The following is a 21619-nucleotide window of genomic DNA, read 5'->3' as shown; positions in this document are numbered from 1 at the left end:
AGAGCCGGATGATTTCAGGTCGAAACGACCTGATATCTGAATCCGCCTCTCAATCAAAAAGTTGGAGCGGGATGTCGCCCGAAAACCGCGCACACTTTTCGGCATCCCGCTCAAGAGCCGGATGATTTCAGGTCGAAACGACCTGAAATCTGAATCCGCCTCTCAATCAAAAACTTGGAGCGGGATGTCGCCCGAAAACCGCGCACACTTTTCGGCATCCCGCTCCAGCGCGTCGATTGCGGCTTGCCACGCTCCCGGCCTGACATAAATAGACCTGCATGACCTACCTCGATCAGCCCGAAAAGGGTGAAGCCGATCCGGTACCGGACGATCCCGCCTTCAATGCTCTCTCACTAAATCCGGAACAGTGGGCACTCTTTTTTGATATCGATGGCACACTTCTCGATATCGCCGAAACCCCCGATAGAATCGTTGTTCCTCCTGCGCTGCCTCAACATCTCAAAACCCTCTCCGAGAGGTTCGGCGGAGCGCTCGCTTTGGTAACCGGACGATCGGTCGCCTTTGCCGATACTCTGTTTGCTCCCTTTCATTTTCCGATCGCGGGCCTTCACGGCGCGGAGCGTCGAGATGCGGCCGGACAACTACGACAGGTGCAGATCCCGCCGGAATTCGAGGAGATGAAGCTCAGCATTGCACGTCAGGCCGAAATCTTGCCGGGCGTTCTCGTCGAAGACAAGGGAGCCGCTGTCGCGGTGCACTATCGGCTGGCGCCCGAGCATAAGGCGGCGGTGGAAGCAATCATGGAACGGCATCTCGGAGAAGCCGGTCCGGACTGGGCGCTCCAGGACGGCAAGATGGTGATCGAGATCCGACCGGGCCGCGCCAATAAGGGCCACGCTATCGAGGCCTTTCTCGAGGACGATCCCTTTCAGCATCGCAAGCCGTTTGCAATCGGCGATGACGTTACCGACGAGACCATGTTCAAGATCGCCAACGAGCTGGGCGGCCAGTCGCTGCGAATAGGCGCCCCCATAGCAGAAACGTTTGCACATGCCTCATTACCTTCGCCGGCGCACCTGCGAGAATTGATCGGGAGACTGGCGACATGACCATTTTCAGCAGCCATATCATTTCTGACGAAAGGAAAAATCCGTGAGCCGGCTCGTCGTCGTTTCCAATCGCGTCCCGGTTCCCGACAAAGGCGGCGCGGCGCCTGCCGGCGGCCTTGCCGTCGCATTGCAGGCTGCACTGGAGGAACGCGGCGGTATCTGGATGGGGTGGTCGGGCAAATCGAGCGGCAACAGCGAACCGGAGGCCCTCGCACGTCAGAACCGGGGCAATATCACTTATGCGTTGACGGACCTGACTGAAAAGGACGTGGACGAATATTATTTCGGATTTGCCAACCGCGTGCTGTGGCCGATCTGCCATTATCGTCTCGATCTCGCTGAATACGGCCGCAAGGAAATGGCGGGGTACTTTCGCGTCAACCGCTTCTTTGCACATCGGTTGGCGCCGTTGATCGGGCCTGACGACCTGATCTGGGTGCACGACTATCACCTGATCCCCCTTGCTGCGGAATTGCGGCAGATGGGCCTGAAGAACCGCATAGGCTTCTTCCTCCATATCCCCTGGCCACCGGCCGACGTTCTCTTCACCATGCCGGTGCATGAAGAGATCATGCGCGGGCTCTCCTGCTATGACGTCGTCGGCTTTCAAACCGACCACGACCTCGAAAACTTCGCCGGATGCCTGCGGCGCGAGGGCATCGGCGACGAACTGGGGGACGGCTTGTTCAGCTCCCACGGTCGCACGTTCAAGGGTGCTGTCTATTCGATCGGAATCGAGACTGCTGCTTTTGCCGAGCTGGCACGAAAAGCCGACAATACCAGCATCGTCCAAAAGACCCGCAAGAGCATCGAAGGCCGCGACCTGATCATCGGTGTCGACCGGCTCGACTATTCGAAGGGCATCAGCCAGCGTATCGACGCCTTCGAGCGCTTCATCACCGCCAATCCGGCTCACCACAATCGCGTGACCTATCTGCAGATCACCCCGAAATCGCGCTCCGAGGTACCGGAATACGAGGCGATGCAGCGGATGGTGGCCGAACAGGCGGGACGGGTGAACGGTGCGATCGGCACGGTCGACTGGGTGCCAATCCGCTATATCAACCGCTCGGTCGGCCGCAATATCCTGGCAGGCCTGTACAGACTTGCGCGGGTGGGGTTGGTCACCCCCCTGCGCGACGGCATGAATCTCGTCGCCAAGGAATATGTCGCGGCACAGGATCCGAATAATCCGGGTGTCCTCGTTCTCTCCCGCTTTGCCGGCGCGGCGCGCGAGCTCAAGGGCTCCTTGCTCGTCAATCCCTACGACATCGAAGGCACGGCCAACGCACTGGCAAGAGCGCTCAATATGTCGATCGAGGAGCGACGCGAGCGCTGGAGCCGCATGATGACGCATCTGCTGGAGCATGACGTTTCGCGCTGGTGCGAGGACTTCCTCAGCGATCTGACGCAGCCCGAAAAAGCCAGCCTTTCGGCTGCTCAGCTGCCGTGAACTTTTTCTGGCGTGATTATTGGACGAACGGAAGCAGCGTTGCGGCGCTGATCGAGCGAGCGTTTGTCGTTGGCAATCTGCAGCAGCATGCTGTGTCCAGCGGAAATGATTTCAAAAAGAAAGGCAGCGAGCGCTCCGATCAAGGAGGCCACCGCACCACCAAAAAACCAGAACAGCATCATCTCCCGAAACTCCTGACGAATTGCGCCACCAAAGAGGCCCAGGGTCGCAAGACAGGTGAAAACCCCGGAAAGGGTCGCCAGCAACACTGCGACTTCCAGCGCCAGGGTCCTGCGGCGCAGATAGGAGAGCTGGAGCAGTCTTGCCTCCTCGGGATCATCCTCGAGATTGATGATATCGACGAGACTGTTCACACGATCCGCGACGCGCGCCAGCCTGGATGTGAAGACATTGAGGAGGCCCGCGGTTCCGGCAAGCAGGAATACGGGTGTAAGCGCCATCTGAATGACGTAGGCAACATCCGGCACGGCACCATGCATGAATACCTCCCTGTCGTTCTTCGCCCGAACAAGGCAAAAGCCGCCGCTTTTGATGGCGCTCCGTAATCGCAGAAGTTTCGGACAAATCTATGCCCACGATTCGGTGCCAGCCGAATCCGAAGCAATATCGTGGTTGAGGAATGCGCTGGATTCGGATTTCAGGTCGGTGCGACCTGAAATCAGTTTTTGTCATCTGCCCGAGCGCGGGATGCCTAAAAGTGTGCGCGGTTTTCGGACGACTTCCCACTCTAACTTTTTGATTTAGATGCGGGTTCAGATTTCAGCTCGATCCGACCTGAAATCATCCGACTCTAGGCTGCCTTCACCGCATGATATTCCTTGATGGCGACCATCTTGATTGCCGGATAGCGCTCGGCCTCGTAGCGCAACGAGAACCCGTCCTGCGCCAGGAAAACCGGATCATGGTCGAGGTCGCGTGCGATATCGCCGCGCCGTGCCGTGATGAACTTGTCGAGATCGCCCGGCTGATCGGCGGAGACCCAGCGGCAGACGGAAAAGCGCGACATTTCGAAGGAGACCGGCAGGCCGTATTCCGCCATCAGCCGCTCCTTCAGAACGTCGAGCTGCAGGGCGCCGACGACGCCGACGATGGCCGGCGAACCGTCCTCCGGTTGGAAGAGCTGCACGACACCTTCTTCCGCCATCTGCTGCAGGGCTTCCTTCAGCTTCTTCGCCTTCATGGCGTCCTCTAGGCGTACGCGGCGCAGGATCTCCGGCGCGAAGTTCGGAACACCCTGAAAGACCAGCGACTCGCCTTCGGTCAGCGTGTCGCCGATCCTGAGGGTTCCGTGGTTGGGGATGCCGACGACATCGCCGGCGAAGGCCGTATCGGCGAGCTGTCGCTGCGAGGCGAAGAAGAATTGCGGGGCCGACAGGCTCATCTGCTTGGCGGTGCGCGACAGCCTTGCCTTCATGCCGCGCTCAAGCTTGCCCGAGCAGACGCGGACGAAGGCGATGCGGTCGCGATGGTTCGGATCCATGTTCGCCTGGATCTTGAAGACGAAGGCTGTCATCTTGTCGTCGGTCGCCTGGACTGTGCGCGTATCGGCGACCTGGGCGCGCGGCGGCGGTGCAAACTCGCCGAGCGCGTTGATGAGATCGCGAACCCCGTAATTGCGGAGCGCCGAGCCGAAGAAGACGGGCGTCATGTGGCCTTCGAGGAAGGCTTCGCGGTCGAAGGGGCGGCAGGCCTCGCGGGCCAGTTCCAGCTCTTCGATGAAGGCCTCGCGCTCGTTTTCCGGCAGGCGCTCGGCGACCGCCTGCGGGCCGTTGACCCTGGTCGTTTCGACTTCCGTGTCGGAACCGCGCACCTCATTCTTTGCCAGATGGTAGGAGCCGCAGAAGCTCTTTGCACGACCGATCGGCCAGGTGACCGGAGCAGTATCCAGCGCAAGCTTGTGCTCGACCTCGTCAAGAATTTCGAAGGGATCGCGGCTTTCGCGGTCCATCTTGTTGACGAAAGTGATGATCGGAATGTCACGCAGGCGGCAGACTTCGAACAGCTTCAGCGTCCGCGGCTCGATACCCTTGGCGGCGTCGATGACCATCACGGCGGCGTCCACGGCCGTCAGCGTGCGGTAGGTGTCGTCGGCGAAGTCCTCGTGGCCGGGCGTGTCCAGCAGGTTGAAGACGATGTCGTCATATTCGAAGGTCATCACCGAGGTGACGACGGAGATGCCGCGCTCGCGCTCGATCTTCATCCAGTCGGAGCGCGTCTGCATGCGGTCCTTCTTCGCCTTGACCTCACCGGCGAGCTGGATCGCGCCGCCGAAGAGCAGCAGCTTTTCGGTGAGCGTCGTCTTACCCGCGTCCGGATGCGAAATAATAGCGAATGTGCGGCGGCGGGAGACCGCCTCGGCGAGACTTTCGGCCATGTATGAAATCCTGTTGGTCGGCGGGTTATCTAGCGACTCGAACGCCAATATGCAATTGACAACGCTCTTGCCACGCAACGAAGAGATATCGACATGCCGCAGATCATCGGTCCGACCCTGAACCTCATTCGCCTGTCGCATGCTCAGGGCATCGACTTGCCCGCCTATGAGACGAAGGGCGCCGCCGGCATGGACCTGCGCGCCGCTGTGGCGGAGGACGCGCCTCTCACCATCGCGCCCGGCAAGCGCGCGCTTGTGCCGACGGGCTTAATCTTCGAAATCCCGGAGGGTTTCGAGGGGCAGGTGCGACCGCGTTCCGGCCTTGCCTTCAAGCACGGCATCACCTGCCTCAACACGCCGGGCACGATCGACAGCGATTATCGCGGCGAGGTGAAGGTGCTGCTGATCAATCTCGGCGAAGAGCTCTTCGAAATCGCACGCGGAATGCGCATCGCGCAAATGGTTATCGCACCGGCGATCCAGGCACGCATTGCAGAAATCAGCGAGGCAAGCGAGACAAAACGGGGTGCCGGCGGCTTCGGCTCGACCGGGGTGTGACCGGGTTCAAGCTCGCTGCTTCCTCATTCAGCACTCGCATCGGCTGTTTCTGATTGGATCGGCATGCAACGCGATCTCAACACGGACTTCGGGCTTATGACAGCGGCGGCAGCCGACGCTTGACCGGTGAAGCCTTGATCATCGACGTGTTGGTCTCGGCCCTCTCCGCCACCTTGTCGAGAATGCCGTCCAATTCCCCCATTGAGCGAACGACAAGGCGAGCGATGAAGCAATCATCGCCCGTCACCTTGTCGCATTCGATGAATTCCGGTGTTTCCTGGATGATGCGCTCGACGACATGGAGCTGGCCCGGCAGCGGCCGCACACGGACGATCGCCTGCAATGGATAGCCTATCGCGGCGGGATCGATATCGATGGTGAAAGCATCGATGACGCCGCGCTCCTCCAGGCGCCGCAGGCGTTCGGCAGCGCTCGGCGAAGAAAGATCTGCCGCCTGCGCCAGTTCCTTGAGCGACATCCGGGCGTTCGTTGCCAGTGCTTCGAGAATACGCTGATCAACGGAATCCAGGATCGAGTTGCCATTAGCCGCCATCGCAGTTTTTCCTTACATGATTAGGCAAACCAGCGGTATTGCCTTCTCCAATCTATATATTTCCACCTCCTTCCGCAATAATCTCATTCTATAAAAATGGAGGCAGACGATGCAGAACGAGATACGCAAAGGCACTATGGAAATGACGGCAGCGATGCTGGTTTCCGGGACGATCGGCTGGTTCGTGGTCATGTCCGGCGAGCCGGTTGCGAGCGTCGTCTTCTGGCGCTGCCTCTTTGGCGCGCTGAGCCTGCTTGTGATTTGCGGCGCTCTCGGTTTCTTGCGACCCGGCGTCATCACGCTGCGCGCCTTCGTGATTGCGGTCCTCGGTGGTGTGGCAATCGTCAGCAATTGGCTGCTGCTTTTTGCCTCCTATTCACATGCGTCGATTTCGATCGCGACGACCGTCTACAACACGCAACCCTTCATGCTGCTGGCATTGGGCGCCGTCTTCCTCGGCGAGAGGATCACCGCGACAAAGCTTTTCTGGCTTATGCTCGCCTTTGTGGGCATGGCCGCGATCGTTGAGGCGAAGCCGGCGACGGGAGGGGCGAGCGGAAGTTATCTTCTGGGCGTTCTGATGGCGCTCGGCGCCGCCTTTTTCTATGCTTTGGCCGCACTTGCGGCGAAATGGCTCAAGGGAACGCCGCCGCATCTGATCGCCCTGATCCATGTTTCGACCGGCATCGTCATGATGGTGCCAGTGACGGATTTCTCAAATCTTCCGCAGGCGGCCGGGACATGGTCCATGCTCGCCACCATTGGCATCGTTCATACCGGCCTGATGTATGTGCTGCTCTATGGCGCCATCCAGAAGCTGCCGACACATCTGACCGGCGCGCTGTCTTTCATCTATCCGATCGCAGCCATTGCCGTCGACCGCTTTGCCTTCGGCCACGCGCTGCAGCCGATGCAGATTGCGGGCGCGATCACCATCCTCCTTGCAGCCGCCGGCATGAACCTGGGTTGGGCACCGCGCCGGCCGCTGCGAGTGCGAGAAATCGGGAACTGATGCCGACGGCGCTGCGTAACCTGGACGCGGTGCTTGCCTCGACGATTTATTTCGCCCGCCTCGTCGTTTCGAACAGGAACCAGGTGCGGCGCTCGGCTTCATCGATCCAGTTTTCGAGGAGACTGGTCGTCGCAACGTCATTGTGCTCGGAGGTGAGTTCATGCGTTTCGCGCAACAACGCGACGAGATGGCCGTTGTCGTCGCGCAGTTCCGCGAGCATGTCCTCCGGCGTTACATAATCGGCGTCATTGTCCGAAAGCCGCTGCAGACGGGAAATATGGCCAATCGAGCGCAGCGTGGTGCCGCCGATCTTGCGGGCGCGCTCGGCGATTGCATCGGTCGTGTCGAAGATCTGCTCCGCCTGTTCGTCAAGCAGCAGGTGATAGTCCCGGAAATGCGGACCGGACATGTGCCAGTGGAAATTCTTGGTCTTCAGATAGAGCGTGAACATGTCGGCGAGAAGCGTGGTCAATGCCGCCGAGATGTCGGTAATGGCGTTTGTGGGAAGGTCTGAGGGGGTGGTCAGAGGCGCGCGTCTGCGCGTTTCGGCTGAGCTGGGGGTCATCCCGTTCTCTCCTTGAGTGGCGAAAGACATTTTTCCAATGGACCGCCGCCGGATCCGGTGACGATGATCTCCCGTAACTGGCAGCCGTCGGCCTTTGCTACTTAGAGCGCACTGCTCGGAAAGACAGAGGCTCTTGCACGTGGTCTCCGCAATATCCTCGACCGGATGCGGCGGAACCCGCTGGCTTGCGGCCAGGGAGTACCAAGGTTAAATAGCAAGCTCTTCAACGAACGGAATTCCACGATGACCCTTGCAGCATTGATTGCCTATGCCGGTGCCTTGTTCATTGCAGCAGTCATACCCGGTCCCGGCATGACAGCGATCGTCGCACGCGCCCTTGGCTCCGGCTTCCGCGAAACCTTCTTCATGGGGCTGGGCCTTGTGCTCGGCGATACGATCTATTTGACAGCGGTCATTCTTGGGCTTGCCTTCCTGGCACAGACCTTCACCGAGATCTTCATCGTCATCAAGATCGCCGGCGCGCTGTACCTTGCCTATATCGCCTGGAAGCTCTGGACGGCCGGGCTGCTGCCGCAGGATGTCGCTGCGAAGAAATCGAGCAGCATCGGCATGTCCTTCCTCTCCGGCCTGCTGGTAACGCTCGGAAATCCGAAGACTATGCTCTTCTATGTCGCGCTGGTGCCGACCCTCATCGATATCGGCAGCATCGGATTGCGCGAATATGCGCTGCTACTGGCGACGACCTTTACAGTCCTGATGTGCGTGCTGCTGCCCTACATGCTGCTTGCGTCGCGTGCACGCCTGCTGCTCAAACAGCCGCACGCCTTGAAGCTGATGAACCGTGCTGCTGCAAGCATTCTGGCGGGAACGGCAGCTTTCATCGCCACCCGGGCGACCTGAAAAAAACTTGCCTAAGCGGCCGATCTGCCAAAGTTTTTTTCCCCGCCGGTCTGACGAAGCGGCAGTTCCCACTCTGGTCTAGGGCGGACTTTGACCCTATTCTCTCCACGATCCACGAAGGAGAAAATCATGTCCGAAACCCGTAAGCCAGGCCGCGGCCGCATCTATTCGTCCATCACGGAGACCATCGGCGATACGCCGATCGTGCGCCTCGACAAGCTCGCGAGGGAGAAGGGCGTGAAGGCCAACCTGTTGGCCAAGCTCGAATTCTTCAATCCGATTGCGTCGGTCAAGGACCGCATTGGTGTCGCCATGATCGAGTCCCTGGAGGCCCAGGGCAAGATTACGCCCGGCAGAAGCACCCTGATCGAGCCGACCTCCGGCAATACCGGCATTGCGCTCGCCTTCGCGGCTGCCGCCAAGGGCTACAAGCTGATCCTCACCATGCCGGAGACCATGTCGCTCGAACGCCGCAAGATGCTGCTGTTGCTCGGCGCCGAGCTGGTGCTGACGGAAGGGGCGAAAGGCATGAAGGGCGCGATCGCCAAGGCGGAAGAACTTGCTGCCACACTGCCGGATGCCATCATCCCGCAGCAGTTCGAAAACCCGGCAAATCCCGAAATCCATCGCAAGACGACCGCCGAGGAGATCTGGAACGACACCGACGGCAAGGTCGATATTCTCGTTTCCGGCATCGGCACGGGCGGCACCATTACCGGTGCCGGTCAGGTGCTGAAGAGCCGCAAGCCCGACATCAAGGTCATTGCCGTCGAACCCACCGACTCGCCGGTGCTTTCGGGCGGCACGCCAGGCCCGCACAAGATCCAGGGCATCGGCGCCGGCTTCGCACCGAAGATCCTCGACACCAGCATCTATGACGAGGTCATCACCGTCACCAATGACGAGGCGTTCGAACTGGCGCGGCTGGTCGCAAAGCTTGAAGGCGTTCCCGTCGGCATCTCCTCGGGTGCGGCACTCAGCGCCGCGATCAAAGTCGGCAGCCGCCCGGAGAACGAAGGCAAGAATATCGTCATCATCATCCCGTCCTTCGCAGAGCGCTATCTATCAACGGCGCTCTTCGAAGGCCTCGGCAACTAATGGACATACGGTTGCCTGTAAGATTGCTGCTTTTGGGGCGCCCTTCCGGCGCCCCTTTTTATTTGCACCTCACGCCGCAGCCGTCAGCCTCTCACCGGCGATACGGTAGGAGATCGCTTCTGCCAGATGGATGCGGCCGATCGTGAGTTTCTCGTCGAGATCGGCCAGCGTGCGCGCTACCTTCAACACCCGGTGATAACCGCGTGCGGAAAACTTCATCTTTTCCGCGGCGTCGCGCAGCAATTGCAGCCCGCTCGCATCCGGCTCCGCCAGTTTCTCGATCAGCGCGGTGGAGCAGCGGGCATTGGTGGCGGTTTCCGGCATGCCGGCTTTCGTGAAGCGTTCTCGTTGCATCTCGCGGGCACGGGCGACGCGTGCGGCGACCGCCGCACTTTTCTCTGCCGCCATCGGCCGGATCAGATCGGCGGCGGAAACGGCGGGGACATCAATGCGGATATCGATCCGATCCATCAGCGGTCCGGAGATGCGGGCCTGATAGTCCGAGACGCAGCGCGGGCCACGGGCGCAGCTGTGCCCCGGCTCTCCCGCCATGCCGCAGCGACAGGGGTTCATCGCGGCGACGAGCTGGATCGTGGCGGGATAGGAGACGCGGTGATTGGCGCGGGCAATGATGCATTCGCCGGTCTCGAGCGGCTGTCGCAGGGCATCGAGGACCTGTGGCGTAAATTCCGGGAACTCGTCGAGAAAGAGGACACCGTGATGGGCAAGCGATGCTTCGCCCGGCCGGGCGCGAACACCGCCGCCGACAAGGGCCGCCATGCTGGCGGAATGATGTGGCGTGCGAAAGGGCCTGCGGTCGGAGAGCTTGCCGCCGGAAAGCTGCCCCGCGATCGAATGGATCATCGAGACCTCAAGCAGTTCGGCGGCCGAGAGCCGCGGCAGTATCGACGGAAGCCGTGAGGCCAGCATCGACTTGCCGGAACCGGGCGGGCCCACCATCAGGAGATTGTGACCGCCAGCGGCTGCCACCTCGAGAGCACGCTTGGCGCTCTCCTGCCCCTTGATATCGGCAAGGTCAGGCAGGTTGGCGGGATCGGCGCGGATCGCCGGTTCGGGACGCGAGAGCACCTGAGTCCCGCGGAAATGATTGGCAAGCGCAATCAGGCTGCGCGGCGCCAGAATATCGACATCCCGTCCTGCCCAGGCGGCTTCAGGCCCGCTTTCGGCCGGGCAGATCAAGCCTTTGCCAAGTCCATTGGCGCTGATGGCGGCGGGAAGCGCGCCGGCAACAGGCGCGATCGTGCCATCGAGATTGAGCTCGCCAACGACGACATAGTCCGACAGCGCATCGGCGGGGATGGCGCTGAGTGCGGCCATCAGCCCGAGCGCGATCGGGAGATCGAAATGTGAACCCTCTTTGGGTAGATCCGCAGGCGCGAGGTTGACCGTCACCCGTTTCGGCGGTAGCGCGAGCCCGGAAGCATGCAACGCTGCCTGAACCCGTTCGCGACTTTCGGCGACCGCCTTGTCCGGCAGTCCGACGATCTGGATACCCATCTTGCCTGGAGCGACCATGACCTGGACCTCGACGGCAACGCCTTCTATGCCCTGAAATGCAACCGTGCTGATACGCGCGACCATGCGAGATCCCCTCATCCGCAGCCGACATGTGCCACCCTCGGTCGGCTACGGAGTGCAATCTTGCATAGAGGAAAGAATAAAACAAGAACAATGATCGAACAAATTCGCGTATTCGCTGCATTTTCCGCGGCAGCGGGTTGCATCAACAGAACAGAAGACGGAATGAAGCGGGAAAGCGGGTGACCACTCAAGATGACACACAACAGGAGATGGTCTCCCGCCGGGTGTGGTCGATCGTCAGTGGCTCATGTGCGTTGAAGAGGTTGAAGAAGCGAATACCAGCGCGTCACAAGCCGCTGGTCTTCTCCGGGTGCAACGCTCCCTCCGGTCGGACGTCACAGCAGATCTTCGGGCAACTTCTCGGGATCCAATTCGTATGCTCGTCCGCCCTTCGCAAATATGAAGGCAAGCTCATTGGACATGGCACGCCCGCAGGCGACACTTATCACCGCGACAACACCATAATTTACAAAGGGTGTGACAAAGGTTCGCTGGTCCTTTTGCACATCTTCGGCCAGCTCAAATTCGGCACTGCTCCTTTTCTGAAAAGTCTCAGGGGTTTCTACCTGCATCTGGCATTCGCGAGCGCCGGCGCCGACATTCTTGCTGATCGTGACCGTAATCTTCTGCTCGCTGGTTGGTGAAACACGCTCGACTTTGAGATCGCTTATTTTCAAATCGAGCGGCTGTTCAGAAGTACTGGATCCAAACAAGACCCTCAGCGGGTCTAGTTCCACCAGGAAGGCCGCCAGTCCTACTGCTATAGCGGCCGCTACAATCCAGATCCTAGAGAGTCTGCTACTCCACCGGCTCATTTCCGTACCGTCGAAGGACGTTCTGCCAGCGGGGATATTAGCACACTCTGAAGAGTGTCCGAATGCTTAAGGGAATTTCTCAGCGAGGGATCGGATGAGATGAACGCGAAGCGACCCTCGAGCCCACCTCAGGCTCGCCTTAGCCGCGCTTGCGTTCGATCGCGTCCCACAGCAGGCTTGCGATGTCGGCGCCGCCGAACTTCTTCACCTCGCGAATACCGGTCGGCGACGTAACGTTGATCTCCGTCATGTAGTCGCCGATGACGTCGATACCGACGAGCAGGAAACCGCGCTCCCTGAGGGCCGGACCGATGCGCGCGCAGATTTCCTTTTCGCGCGCCGTCAGTTCGGTCGCTTCCGCGCGCCCGCCGACATGCATATTGGACCGGCTGTCGTGCTCGGCCGGGACGCGATTGATTGCGCCGGCGAATTCACCGTCGACCAGGATGATGCGCTTGTCGCCCTTGCGCACGTCCGGAAGATATTGCTGGGCGATGAACGGCTCACGGAACATCTGGCCGAACATTTCGAGAAGCGAGGAGAGGTTGCGGTCGTCGCGGGTCGAATGGAAGACGCCGGCGCCGCCGTTGCCGTAAAGCGGCTTCAGGATGATGTCACCCAACTCCTCACGGAAACTGCGGATCTCTGCCGCGTCGCGCGTGATCAGCGTCTTCGGCATCAGGTCAGCGAATTCGGTGACGAAGATCTTCTCCGGCGAATTGCGTACCCAGCCCGGATCATTGACGACGAGCGTCTTCGGATGAATGCGCTCCAGAAGATGCGTCGAGGTGATATAGGCCATGTCGAAAGGCGGATCCTGGCGCAGCAGCACCACGTCCATGGTCGAAAGATCGACCCGTTCGGTTGCGCCAAGTTCGAAATGGTCGCCCTTGATATCGCGCAGCACCATGGGCTCGACGGAAGCATAAAGTTTGCCGTCACGGAGACTCAGGCGTTCGGGCGTATAGTGGAAGAGCTTATAGCCGCGGGATTGCGCCTCGAGGCTCATGGCGAAGGTGGAATCGCCCGCGATATTGATGCCGGCCACATGGTCCATCTGGACCGCTACGTTTCTGATCTTCGCCATATCTGTCCCTCGCTTGATGCCCGACAGATGTAGGTCGATGGAGCATCAAACGCAACGGCCAAAGCTCAGATGCAATGAGGGTCAGGCCGCGAGCCCAATCGGCGTTCCGCCGCGCAGATAGTTGCGCAGCCTGTAGGCCAGGGCCAGAGGTTTCGGAAAGGGCTTGCGGCAAACGGCGACCTTTTTCAGGTAGTTATCGATCCGCCACGTCGCCCAGGTTCCGCAGGCGAAGAAAGCGACATCGCCGGCGCGCAAGGTCCGCCTGGTGCCGTCTTCCGCCGTCACGTGAACCTCGCCTTCAAGAATCGTCACGGTCTCGTCCCAGCCGAAATACCAGCGAAACTCGCCCGCCGTGCAATCCCAGATCGCGGTCACTGCAGCTTCGTCGCCACTGCGGGAATGTTCGGCCTTGCGGGCTTCGGGATTTCCGCTGATGATCCAGGACGGTTCGATCGGTGCCGGTTTCATCGCCATTGCGCCGCTTGCGGCAGCGACAAACGGCTTGCTCTTTGTATCTGCAGGCGCAACCGGCAGTTTGCGCGCGGCGATGGCAATCACGCTTGCCAACATGACATTCCAAATCATGAAGCCCCCTTCATGTCACATGCGTCGACCGCTCATCGCATGAAAGGCGTAACAGGCGGGTTGATAAAATCATTCGAATTTTACGGATCCGTGCCGAAATCAAAAAAGAAGAGCTGTAATCGTGCAGACGATCATATCGTGATCCGAAAGCGGCTTGCCCTCCTCCGTCAGCGATGGAACGAGATGGCTCTCCTCGACGGCTAGGCCGCGCGTCAGGAACCAGTCGAGCTTCATGGGGTATTTCTGCGACTGGGTGAGCAGGCTCGGACGGACACTCATCTGGTCCAGCGGGCCACCATGTCGTTCAAATCCGCGCGCTGCGGCCATGGCAAAGAGGGCCTCGGCTTCGAAATCACCGCCCGTGTGGTTGCCGGTGTTCAGATCGCCGCCGATGATGATCGGCAGTCCGGGCGCATAGGCCTCGACCGCGTCTATGAGGGCGGCCACCTGCCGCTCGCGATATGCGCTATCGGCCACGCTTTCCAGATGAACGGAAACGGCCACGAGCGGACCGGTTTCGGTCTCGACGATCGCGCCGACGGCGCAGCGCTCGCCGATGCGCGGTTGATCATCCTCCTGCAGGAACCAATGACCATTGCCCGGCAGGCGGAACAGGAAGGCGTCCCTGAGGGGCACAGGGGCCATCAGCGCGTTGCCGTGAAAACCCTTGGCGTTGAAATCATGCTTGCAGAAGGGACGCTCGATTTCCGAGCCAAGGCCGAGTTCGATGAACTCGACCCCATAGGCATAATTCATGCCGAGCTCCCGGGCGATCTCGGCCGTCGGATCGCCCTGCGCGGTGCGGGCCATGCCCTCGTCCATTTCAGAGAGAAGCACGAGCGGAGCGCCGGTTGCGCGGATCTTTTCTGCCGATTCCTGCGGGAAAAGGCAGCGCTCGAGGTTCCAGGCGGCGACGGTGAAGGGCAAGGTGAGCGAGCGCGACCCTGCGCTGGCATTGCCGATGCGCACGCTGTTCATGCAGGCAAGGGAGGCGATTGTTGCCTCATGGACATCGAGGATCCTTTCGAGCGCTGAGAATTGCCGGCGCTGCTCCTGCGAAGGAACGTCGAAAGTCGTGACGGTATTGCGGATCATGATGAGCCTGTCTGGTGAAAAACCATTGGTTACAACCGAAAGGTCGTGAAGAGGTGATCACCCCGGCAATAGGAGAGTTCTGTGAAGCTTGCGTGATGGCTGGTCAGAACGCGTCCGGAAAATGCCGCGGCCAGCGACCCGGCAGGACGGCGATGATGTCGTAGCGCTGCGAAAGAGATGCGAAATCCGGTTGCCGCGCAAGCCAGAGATCACTGGCATCGCGAATGCGCTTCTGCGTGGCAAAGGAAACGGCGTCGACGGCACCCTGTTCGCTGGCGCGCGCCTTCACCTCGATGAAGACGGCAAGATCGTCCTTGCGCGCGATGATATCGATTTCGCCCAGCCGGGTCTTATGGCGGATGGCGACGATCCGGTAACCGCGAAAGAGCAGAAACAGCGCCGCGAGATATTCGGCGACATGGCCACGGCGCTCCGCCCTGCGTTTCCGCGTCAGGTTTTCATCGCCCATCGCGATCCTTCCGCTCGAGGAGCCGCTGATAGAGATCCTTGCGCGGCAGGCCGGTGATACGCGCGGCTTCACCGGCCGCCTTGGCGGCCGGCATTGCCGCCGAAAGCTCCGCGAGCAGGGCGTCAACATCGGTGGCTTCAGGCTTCGCGCCTGGTTCGGGCGGACCGACGACCAGGACGATCTCGCCCTTGACGTTTGCGATCTGCTCATAGTGCGAAGCGAGTTCGCTCAGGGTTCCGCGGCGGAACTCCTCAAACGCCTTTGTCAACTCACGGCAGACGGCGGCCCGGCGGTTTTCGCCAAGGACCTCGCTTGCCGCATTAAGCGTCGCCGCAATGCGATGGGGCGATTCAAAGAAGATCAATGTGGCGGGCGTGGCTGCGAGTTCCGCGAGCCTGTCGCGACGGGCCTTGTCCTTGGTCGGCAGGAAGCCGGCGAAAAGAAACGCGTCGTTCGGGAGACCGGAGCCGACAAGGGCGGCCAGCGGCGCGGAGGCGCCCGGCACCGGAACGACGCGATATCCGGCATCGATCGCTGCCTGCGTCAGCCGGTAACCAGGATCAGAAACCAAGGGAGTGCCGGCATCCGACACCAGCGCCACGGACCGCCCCTCCTCCAGCCCCCGCATGAGCCGCGGCCCGACCTCTTCGGCATTATGCTCGTGGTAGGCGATGGGGCGGTTCTCGATGCCGTAGCGGTCGAGCAGGACGCGCGTGACGCGCGTATCCTCGCAGGCCAGAATATCGGCGCCTGCAAGCGTTTCTAGCGCGCGCAGAGTGATGTCGCCAAGATTGCCGATCGGAGTTGCGACCAGATAGAGAGCTGCTTCCAAAGGCCGCGCGGGCACAGTCGTGTTGTGCAGCCGAAAGCTGCGCATGGCGCCGCCTTCTCTTAATGTCCAGTCACTCATGCCGTCTTTCACCCGCATTCCCGAAGCCTACGCCTTTATGGGCGAGCGGGCTTTTTTCGGCAAGGGTCAGAAATCCTGTGAGGATTGCCTTGGAAATCCTGAAATGACTCTTGGCAACCCTCCATGCCTCTTGCATTCCAATGCTGAATTCTGCCATTTTGCCTGTCCACTCTCCCTCGGTATCCATGCCGGAGGATGTTTATCAGGCGCCCATCTGCGCCCGGGCAGTCACGGTCGAAAGCGGTAGCATCCATGCGTATTACTATTGAGCGGTCAAACCTTTTGAAGTCGTTGAATCACGTCCATCGCGTGGTGGAACGCCGCAACACGATACCGATCCTTTCAAACGTGCTGCTGCGCGCCGAGGGCACCAATCTCGACATGAAGGCGACTGATCTCGATCTCGAAATCACCGAGGCGACGCCCGCCAATGTCGAGCAAAGCGGCGCCACGACCGTGCCGGCGCATCTGCTCTACGATATCGTGCGCAAGCTTCCCGACGGCTCCGAAGTGCTGCTTGCGACCAATCCCGACGGCTCGACGATGACGGTCGCTTCCGGTCGGTCGAAATTCTCGCTGCAATGCCTGCCGGAATCCGATTTTCCGGATCTGACCGCCGGCACCTTCAGCCATACGTTCCGCCTCAAGGCGAGCGACCTGAAGATGCTGATCGACCGCACGCAGTTCGCGATCTCGACCGAGGAGACTCGCTATTATCTCAACGGCATCTTCTTCCACACGATCGAAAGCAAGGGCGACCTGAAGCTGCGCGCGGTGGCGACCGACGGCCATCGGCTCGCTCGCGCCGACGTGGATGCGCCGTCCGGCTCCGAAGGCATGCCGGGCATCATCATCCCGCGCAAGACCGTTGGTGAACTCCAGAAACTCGTCGACAATCCGGATCTCGTCGTGACCGTCGAGATTTCGGACGCCAAGATCCGCCTGACCATCGGCTCGATCGTCATGACCTCCAAGCTGATCGACGGCACTTTTCCCGACTATCAACGGGTCATTCCGGCCAACAACGACAAGGAAATGCGTGTCGATTGCCAGACATTCGCGCAGGCGGTCGATCGCGTTTCGACGATCTCCTCCGAACGCGGCCGCGCCGTGAAGCTTGCGCTTTCTGATGGTCAACTGCTGCTGACGGTCAACAATCCGGATTCCGGAAGTGCTACCGAGGAAGTGGCCGTCGGCTATGACACGGATGCGATGGAAATCGGCTTCAATGCCAAATATCTGCTCGACATCACCGCACAGCTTTCCGGTGACGAGGCGATATTCCTGCTGGCGGATGCGGGCTCGCCGACACTCATCCGCGACACGGCAGGCGACGATGCGCTCTACGTGCTGATGCCAATGCGTGTATAATCTTCCATAGAACAAAGTTTGCGAATTGCGACATTTGATCTTGTCATTGCGTCATCGGATTGCGAGATAGGGGCAAATAACTGTAAACGCATCAATTAAATCCGGTGGAGGATGCCATGGCGCTGCGCCTCAAGGAACGGCTGGGAAAGAAGTTCGACGAAGAAATTCGCTTCTTCAAGGGCATGATTCAGCGGCCGAAGACCGTCGGCGCGATTGCGCCCACGTCCTCAATTACCGCCCGAAGAATGGCAAGTGTCGTCAATCCGAGCTCGGGCCTCCCTGTCCTCGAACTGGGACCAGGGACGGGCGTCATCACCAAGGCAATCCTTGCCCGCGGTGTTCAGCCGGAAAACCTGGTCGCGATCGAATATTCGACGGATTTCTATCAGCATCTGAAGCGCGCCTATCCCGGCGTCCACTTCATCAACGGCGACGCCTTCGACCTTGACCGCACGCTTGGCGTTCTGCGCAACCAGAGATTCGATTCCGTCGTATCCGGCCTGCCGCTTCTTAACTTTCCTATGCAGGCGCGCGTAAAGCTTCTCGAAAGCCTCTTCGATCATCTGCCGCCCGGACGGCCCGTCATGCAGATATCCTACGGACCTGTCTCTCCGATCATCGCCCGACCGGACCGCTACCATATCCAGCATTACGACTTCATCGTCCGCAACATCCCCCCGGCGCAACTCTGGATCTATCGGCGCGGCTGAGGTGGGATAGGCTGATGTTTGCACTCTATATCACGCATCCCCAGGTTCGTATCGATCCGGATGTTCCGGTTCCGCGATGGGGCCTGTCCGAAGAGGGTGCTACAAGAGCGAGGCTTGCCGCCGGGAGGCCCTGGGCCGGGCAGTTAAAGCGCATCGTCTCCAGCGACGAGACCAAGGCGATCGAAACGGCGGAAATCCTTGCCCAGGCATCCGGAATCGCGGTCGAGATCGTCCACGGAATGCATGAGAACGATCGCTCGGCGACGGGCTTTCTGCCACCGCCGCAATTCGAGGAAGCGGCCAACTGGTTCTTTGCTCATCCGGAAGCAAGCTTTAAAGGATGGGAACGCGCCATCGATGCGCAAGACCGTATCGCGGCCGCAGTCGACTCGGTTCTTGCCGGCCATGATCCAAAGGCTCCGATCGCCTTTGTCGGCCATGGCGGCGTCGGTACTTTGCTGAAGTGCCGCTTTGGAGGACATTCCATCACCCGCAGCCACGATCAGCCCTGCGGAGGCGGCAATCTTTTCTGCTTCGCCCTTGCGGATCGCCGCGTCTCATGCAACTGGACGCGCATGGAAGATTGGCAGGGATGGAGCGAAGCATGACCGCACGGGAGCGCTTGATCGTCGGACTTGATGTGCCGACCGTTCAGGATGCCGAAAGGATCGTGGTCACTATCGGCGACGAGGTTCTCTTCTACAAGATCGGCTATCAGCTCGCCTTCGCAGGCGGGCTCGAATTTGCGCGCGATCTGGCCAAGAGCGGCAAGAAGATCTTTCTCGACATGAAACTTCTCGACATCGACAATACCGTCGCCTCGGGCGTGGAGAACATCGTAAAGATGGGCATGTCGATGCTGACACTCCACGCCTATCCCAAAGCGATGAGGGCAGCCGTCGCGGCGGCAAAGGGATCGGATCTCTGCCTACTCGGCGTCACGGTGTTGACCTCGATGGATGAGCAGGATCTGATCGACGCCGGCTACGAGTACGATCCGCATACGCTGGTACTGCGCCGCGCCGAACAGGCGCGTCTTGCCGGCATGGGCGGCATCGTCTGCTCGGCGGAAGAGGCGGCCGCGGTTCGCAAGATCGTCGGGCCGAACATGGCGATCGTCACGCCCGGCATCCGCCCTGCGGGTAGCGACAAGGGCGACCAGAAACGGGTGATGACACCGGCCGACGCCCTCAAGGCAGGTTCGACGCATCTCGTTGTCGCACGCCCGATCGTCAAAGCCGCGGATCCGAGAGAGGCCGCCCGCGCCATTCTTGCCGAAATGGCGAGCGAGATCCGAACGCAGCCAGACCAGCGCATCACGTAAAGGAGAACGACGAATGGCAAAGGGTTACTGGATCGCCCGGGTCGATGTCCGCGACCCGGAACGCTACAAAGACTATCTCGCCGCCGCCAGGCCGGCCTTCGAAAAATACGGCGCGAAGTTCCTTGCGCGCGGCGGCGCCTTTACAGAATTGGAAGGCCAGGCGCGGGGCCGCAACGTAGTCATCGAATTTCCCTCGATGCAGGATGCGGTCGAGTGCTATAATTCTCCGGAGTACCAGATCGCCGCGAAAATCCGGCAGGAAGTGGCGGATGCTGAAATGGTTGTCGTAGAAGGCGTTTAGACCGCTACGGCAGCCGGCGGGTGCGGCGTGAAGGCCCTTCACGCGACGTTTCGATTCGGCTAAGACGAAACCGAATTCGAGCCATTCAAGGAGCCTGCCATGACGCTTTCCGACCTTCCACCGCTGGTTACCGTGTTTGGAGGGTCTGGCTTCGTCGGACGGCATGTGATCCGCGCACTCGCCAAACGCGGCTATCGTATCCGCGTCGCCGTTCGCCGTCCGGATCTCGCCGGCTTCCTGCAGCCGCTCGGCAATGTCGGCCAGATCTCCCTCGTCCAGGCGAACCTGCGTTATCGCAACTCCATTGACCGGGCGGTGGAAGACGCCGATCACGTGATCAATTGCGTCGGTATCTTGCACGAGAGCGGCCGCAATACCTTCGACGCCGTGCAGGAATTCGGCGCACGCGCTATTGCGGAGGCCGCGCGCAACGTCAATGCGACTCTAACGCATATTTCTGCGATCGGTGCCAATGCGAATTCCGACTCCTCTTACGCCCGCACCAAGGGCCGCGCCGAAGCCGCGATCCACTCGATCAAGCCGGATGCGATCATCTTCCGTCCATCGATCATCTTCGGGCCCGAGGACAGCTTCTTCAACAAGTTCGCCGACATGGCCCGCCTGTCGCCGGTCCTGCCGCTTATCGGTGGCGGGAATATGAAGTTTCAGCCCGTCTATGTGGGGGATGTGGCGGAAGCCGTTGCCCGCGCCGTGGACGGCAAGCTGACGACCGGCAAGATCTACGAGCTCGGCGGTCCCGACGTGCTGACATTCCGCGAATGTCTTCAAACGATGCTGCGCGTCACCAGCCGCAAGCGGCGCTTCATTTCGCTGCCATTCAGCGTCGCGTCTTTGATCGGCAGCATCGCCTCGCTCGTTCCGTTTGTTACGCCGCCGATAACGCCCGACCAGGTGCGTCAATTGCGGCGCGACAATGTGGTTTCGAAACAGGCGGAGGAAGAAGGCCGGACGCTCGAGGCAATCGGCATCCTGCCGACCATGCTGACCTCGGTGCTGCCGTCCTATCTCGTGCAATACCGTCCGCACGGTCAGTACACCGATTCCGGCAAGGCTGCCTGACTTTTTGTCCTTCAGGCTTTTGACGCCGTGTACTTCCTCAGATCGGAATCGTCTGAGGATAAAAGGTGCGGCAATCCACAGCGACGTTTGTGCGGCTTGTGAAACGCACGGCGCTGTTGTGGATATCCATGGCGGCGTTTCGCTTTTCCAACGTCATTTCCGCGCAAGCTCGGAATGTTTTTCTCCATCCGGCGGTGCGTCGCGTTGCATAAAAGACGCATAAGGAAATTTGTGAAATTAACGTCAAATTTAGCCGAAACCTTTATTGCTATTCAGCATTCCTATGACTAAACACCCCGCGCGTCTCCGAATGGACTCGGTGCCAATTGCGGCGCGTAACCCTATTGTGAAAGGCATTCTTCGATGGGCAAGTCAATCGCGCTTCTTTTTGCGTGTGCGGCGCTGGTTATTCTTGCAGGTTCCTTCATCGCGCCCGGCTCGGTCGCTGCATTGAAGGACGGATGTTCGCCGGCCTATGGCGTCGATCCCTGCAGCACCGGCGCGATCGGCTCCATCACTCACTAAAGCAACTCCAGGGAACGTGTGAAGCGGTCCTGCGCTTCCATGAAAAGCTGAACGGCTCTCCCGCCTAATCCCGAAATCGGAACCGATTTTCGGAGAAGATTATGCGCCGCTTCAAAGGCGATTGAGCATCCTGAGACGCGCGGAACCGCTCTGCTCTCGCTATCGAAATTAAAGGCGCGG

Annotated in this window: 24 protein-coding genes; 13 read left to right on the top strand and 11 right to left on the bottom strand. The window is 60.2% G+C overall.

The window, feature by feature from the left end; translation table 11 throughout:
• The first annotated feature begins 278 nt into the window (after positions 1-278).
• Together otsB and otsA are read left to right on the top strand one after the other, a co-directional pair.
• The gene (gene otsB / locus AAE029_RS14700; protein ID WP_371073602.1) at positions 279-1070 is read left to right on the top strand and encodes a trehalose-phosphatase; all 792 of its coding nucleotides are present in this window, start codon (positions 279-281) and stop codon (positions 1068-1070) included.
• Between the two features lie 43 nt (positions 1071-1113).
• Complete coding sequence (otsA, locus tag AAE029_RS14695; RefSeq protein WP_371073601.1) at positions 1114-2523, top strand: alpha,alpha-trehalose-phosphate synthase (UDP-forming); 1410 nt, start codon at positions 1114-1116, stop codon at positions 2521-2523.
• Here the strand turns inward: otsA and AAE029_RS14690 are convergent.
• Both AAE029_RS14690 and AAE029_RS14685 read right to left on the bottom strand, forming a co-directional pair.
• Positions 2511-3023, bottom strand: a complete 513-nt coding sequence (locus AAE029_RS14690; RefSeq protein ID WP_371073600.1) for a DUF2721 domain-containing protein — start codon at positions 3021-3023, stop codon at positions 2511-2513. The two genes, otsA and AAE029_RS14690, sit on opposite strands and share 13 nt — an antisense overlap.
• A 311-nt stretch (positions 3024-3334) precedes the next feature.
• Complete coding sequence (locus AAE029_RS14685; RefSeq protein WP_371073599.1) at positions 3335-4918, bottom strand: peptide chain release factor 3; 1584 nt, start codon at positions 4916-4918, stop codon at positions 3335-3337.
• A 93-nt stretch (positions 4919-5011) separates the two neighbouring features.
• On the opposite strand from AAE029_RS14685, the gene dut reads away from it, so the two are divergent.
• On the top strand, positions 5012-5476 hold the full coding sequence (dut, locus tag AAE029_RS14680; RefSeq protein WP_371073598.1) for a dUTP diphosphatase: 465 nt from the start codon (positions 5012-5014) through the stop codon (positions 5474-5476).
• A gap of 94 nt (positions 5477-5570) precedes the next feature.
• Here the strand turns inward: dut and AAE029_RS14675 are convergent, their stop codons facing one another.
• On the bottom strand, positions 5571-6029 hold the full coding sequence (locus AAE029_RS14675) for an Lrp/AsnC family transcriptional regulator (protein WP_371073597.1): 459 nt from the start codon (positions 6027-6029) through the stop codon (positions 5571-5573).
• Between the two features lie 109 nt (positions 6030-6138).
• On the opposite strand from AAE029_RS14675, the gene AAE029_RS14670 reads away from it, so the two are divergent.
• Positions 6139-7041 carry a DMT family transporter gene (locus tag AAE029_RS14670; RefSeq protein ID WP_371073596.1) on the top strand — a complete coding sequence of 301 codons (903 nt, stop codon included), beginning with the start codon at positions 6139-6141 and terminating at the stop codon, positions 7039-7041.
• Between the two features lie 46 nt (positions 7042-7087).
• Here AAE029_RS14670 and AAE029_RS14665 read toward each other — a convergent pair whose 3' ends face one another.
• Positions 7088-7606 carry a Dps family protein gene (locus AAE029_RS14665; protein WP_371073595.1) on the bottom strand — a complete coding sequence of 173 codons (519 nt, stop codon included), beginning with the start codon at positions 7604-7606 and terminating at the stop codon, positions 7088-7090.
• A 243-nt stretch (positions 7607-7849) separates the two neighbouring features.
• Here AAE029_RS14665 and AAE029_RS14660 point away from each other — a divergent pair, with 243 nt between their 5' ends.
• Together AAE029_RS14660 and cysK are read left to right on the top strand one after the other, a co-directional pair.
• A complete protein-coding gene (locus tag AAE029_RS14660) occupies positions 7850-8467 on the top strand; it encodes a LysE family translocator (RefSeq protein WP_371073594.1) in 618 nt (205 codons plus the stop codon).
• A gap of 129 nt (positions 8468-8596) precedes the next feature.
• Positions 8597-9565, top strand: coding sequence for a cysteine synthase A (gene cysK / locus AAE029_RS14655; protein ID WP_371073593.1), 969 nt, complete (start codon positions 8597-8599; stop codon positions 9563-9565).
• 69 nt (positions 9566-9634) lie between these two features.
• On the opposite strand, the gene AAE029_RS14650 is transcribed toward cysK, so the two are convergent.
• The 7 genes from AAE029_RS14650 to rsmI all read right to left on the bottom strand — a co-directional run bounded on the left by AAE029_RS14650 (position 9635) and on the right by rsmI (position 16128).
• Positions 9635-11167: a YifB family Mg chelatase-like AAA ATPase gene (locus AAE029_RS14650; protein WP_371073592.1), complete on the bottom strand. Its 1533-nt coding sequence runs from the start codon at positions 11165-11167 to the stop codon at positions 9635-9637.
• Between the two features lie 335 nt (positions 11168-11502).
• Positions 11503-11904, bottom strand: a complete 402-nt coding sequence (locus AAE029_RS14645) for a hypothetical protein (RefSeq protein ID WP_371073591.1) — start codon at positions 11902-11904, stop codon at positions 11503-11505.
• A 217-nt stretch (positions 11905-12121) separates the two neighbouring features.
• On the bottom strand, positions 12122-13069 hold the full coding sequence (gene gshB / locus AAE029_RS14640; RefSeq protein ID WP_371073590.1) for a glutathione synthase: 948 nt from the start codon (positions 13067-13069) through the stop codon (positions 12122-12124).
• A gap of 81 nt (positions 13070-13150) precedes the next feature.
• Entirely contained in the window at positions 13151-13654 is a 504-nt protein-coding gene (locus AAE029_RS14635; RefSeq protein WP_371073589.1) for a cupin domain-containing protein, read from the bottom strand.
• A gap of 99 nt (positions 13655-13753) precedes the next feature.
• Entirely contained in the window at positions 13754-14749 is a 996-nt protein-coding gene (locus tag AAE029_RS14630) for an endonuclease/exonuclease/phosphatase family protein (protein WP_371073588.1), read from the bottom strand.
• Between the two features lie 103 nt (positions 14750-14852).
• On the bottom strand, positions 14853-15218 hold the full coding sequence (locus tag AAE029_RS14625; RefSeq protein ID WP_371073587.1) for a YraN family protein: 366 nt from the start codon (positions 15216-15218) through the stop codon (positions 14853-14855).
• Entirely contained in the window at positions 15208-16128 is a 921-nt protein-coding gene (gene rsmI / locus AAE029_RS14620; RefSeq protein ID WP_371073586.1) for a 16S rRNA (cytidine(1402)-2'-O)-methyltransferase, read from the bottom strand. The genes AAE029_RS14625 and rsmI overlap by 11 nt, the downstream gene beginning before the upstream one ends.
• A 252-nt stretch (positions 16129-16380) precedes the next feature.
• Between rsmI and dnaN the strand changes: the two genes are divergently transcribed.
• The 7 genes from dnaN (at position 16381) to AAE029_RS14585 (ending at position 21439) form a co-directional block, all read left to right on the top strand.
• Positions 16381-17499, top strand: a complete 1119-nt coding sequence (gene dnaN, locus AAE029_RS14615; protein WP_371073585.1) for a DNA polymerase III subunit beta — start codon at positions 16381-16383, stop codon at positions 17497-17499.
• Between the two features lie 116 nt (positions 17500-17615).
• On the top strand, positions 17616-18209 hold the full coding sequence (gene pmtA / locus AAE029_RS14610) for a phospholipid N-methyltransferase PmtA (protein WP_371073584.1): 594 nt from the start codon (positions 17616-17618) through the stop codon (positions 18207-18209).
• Between the two features lie 14 nt (positions 18210-18223).
• Complete coding sequence (locus AAE029_RS14605) at positions 18224-18817, top strand: histidine phosphatase family protein (protein WP_371073583.1); 594 nt, start codon at positions 18224-18226, stop codon at positions 18815-18817.
• A complete protein-coding gene (gene pyrF, locus AAE029_RS14600; protein ID WP_371073582.1) occupies positions 18814-19533 on the top strand; it encodes an orotidine-5'-phosphate decarboxylase in 720 nt (239 codons plus the stop codon). The genes AAE029_RS14605 and pyrF overlap by 4 nt, the downstream gene beginning before the upstream one ends.
• Before the next feature lie 13 nt (positions 19534-19546).
• Entirely contained in the window at positions 19547-19834 is a 288-nt protein-coding gene (locus AAE029_RS14595; RefSeq protein WP_371073581.1) for a DUF1330 domain-containing protein, read from the top strand.
• A 99-nt stretch (positions 19835-19933) separates the two neighbouring features.
• Positions 19934-20914, top strand: a complete 981-nt coding sequence (locus tag AAE029_RS14590; RefSeq protein WP_371073580.1) for a complex I NDUFA9 subunit family protein — start codon at positions 19934-19936, stop codon at positions 20912-20914.
• A 363-nt stretch (positions 20915-21277) separates the two neighbouring features.
• Positions 21278-21439, top strand: a complete 162-nt coding sequence (locus AAE029_RS14585) for a hypothetical protein (RefSeq protein WP_371073579.1) — start codon at positions 21278-21280, stop codon at positions 21437-21439.
• The last annotated feature ends 180 nt before the right edge of the window (positions 21440-21619 follow it).

This window comes from Sinorhizobium sp. CB7 (genome assembly GCF_041357635.1).
GTDB lineage: Bacteria > Pseudomonadota > Alphaproteobacteria > Rhizobiales > Rhizobiaceae > Rhizobium.
This window is presented reverse-complemented; position numbering and strand designations above follow the sequence as displayed.

Bases quoted from the DNA above. Each gene is read 5' to 3' on its own strand.
- AAE029_RS14625 (WP_371073587.1), bottom strand. From the start codon at position 15,218: ATGGGCGATGAAAACCTGACGCGGAAACGCAGGGCGGAGCGCCGTGGC.
- dut (WP_371073598.1), top strand. From the start codon at position 5,012: ATGCCGCAGATCATCGGTCCGACCCTGAACCTCATTCGCCTGTCGCAT.
- AAE029_RS14675 (WP_371073597.1), bottom strand. From the start codon at position 6,029: ATGGCGGCTAATGGCAACTCGATCCTGGATTCCGTTGATCAGCGTATT.
- AAE029_RS14630 (WP_371073588.1), bottom strand. From the start codon at position 14,749: ATGATCCGCAATACCGTCACGACTTTCGACGTTCCTTCGCAGGAGCAG.
- gshB (WP_371073590.1), bottom strand. From the start codon at position 13,069: ATGGCGAAGATCAGAAACGTAGCGGTCCAGATGGACCATGTGGCCGGC.
- AAE029_RS14690 (WP_371073600.1), bottom strand. From the start codon at position 3,023: ATGCATGGTGCCGTGCCGGATGTTGCCTACGTCATTCAGATGGCGCTT.
- pyrF (WP_371073582.1), top strand. From the start codon at position 18,814: ATGACCGCACGGGAGCGCTTGATCGTCGGACTTGATGTGCCGACCGTT.
- AAE029_RS14665 (WP_371073595.1), bottom strand. From the start codon at position 7,606: ATGACCCCCAGCTCAGCCGAAACGCGCAGACGCGCGCCTCTGACCACC.
- AAE029_RS14660 (WP_371073594.1), top strand. From the start codon at position 7,850: ATGACCCTTGCAGCATTGATTGCCTATGCCGGTGCCTTGTTCATTGCA.
- AAE029_RS14685 (WP_371073599.1), bottom strand. From the start codon at position 4,918: ATGGCCGAAAGTCTCGCCGAGGCGGTCTCCCGCCGCCGCACATTCGCT.
- AAE029_RS14585 (WP_371073579.1), top strand. From the start codon at position 21,278: ATGGGCAAGTCAATCGCGCTTCTTTTTGCGTGTGCGGCGCTGGTTATT.
- AAE029_RS14590 (WP_371073580.1), top strand. From the start codon at position 19,934: ATGACGCTTTCCGACCTTCCACCGCTGGTTACCGTGTTTGGAGGGTCT.
- dnaN (WP_371073585.1), top strand. From the start codon at position 16,381: ATGCGTATTACTATTGAGCGGTCAAACCTTTTGAAGTCGTTGAATCAC.
- AAE029_RS14605 (WP_371073583.1), top strand. From the start codon at position 18,224: ATGTTTGCACTCTATATCACGCATCCCCAGGTTCGTATCGATCCGGAT.
- AAE029_RS14595 (WP_371073581.1), top strand. From the start codon at position 19,547: ATGGCAAAGGGTTACTGGATCGCCCGGGTCGATGTCCGCGACCCGGAA.
- cysK (WP_371073593.1), top strand. From the start codon at position 8,597: ATGTCCGAAACCCGTAAGCCAGGCCGCGGCCGCATCTATTCGTCCATC.
- rsmI (WP_371073586.1), bottom strand. From the start codon at position 16,128: ATGAGTGACTGGACATTAAGAGAAGGCGGCGCCATGCGCAGCTTTCGG.
- AAE029_RS14635 (WP_371073589.1), bottom strand. From the start codon at position 13,654: ATGATTTGGAATGTCATGTTGGCAAGCGTGATTGCCATCGCCGCGCGC.
- pmtA (WP_371073584.1), top strand. From the start codon at position 17,616: ATGGCGCTGCGCCTCAAGGAACGGCTGGGAAAGAAGTTCGACGAAGAA.
- AAE029_RS14670 (WP_371073596.1), top strand. From the start codon at position 6,139: ATGCAGAACGAGATACGCAAAGGCACTATGGAAATGACGGCAGCGATG.
- otsB (WP_371073602.1), top strand. From the start codon at position 279: ATGACCTACCTCGATCAGCCCGAAAAGGGTGAAGCCGATCCGGTACCG.
- AAE029_RS14650 (WP_371073592.1), bottom strand. From the start codon at position 11,167: ATGGTCGCGCGTATCAGCACGGTTGCATTTCAGGGCATAGAAGGCGTT.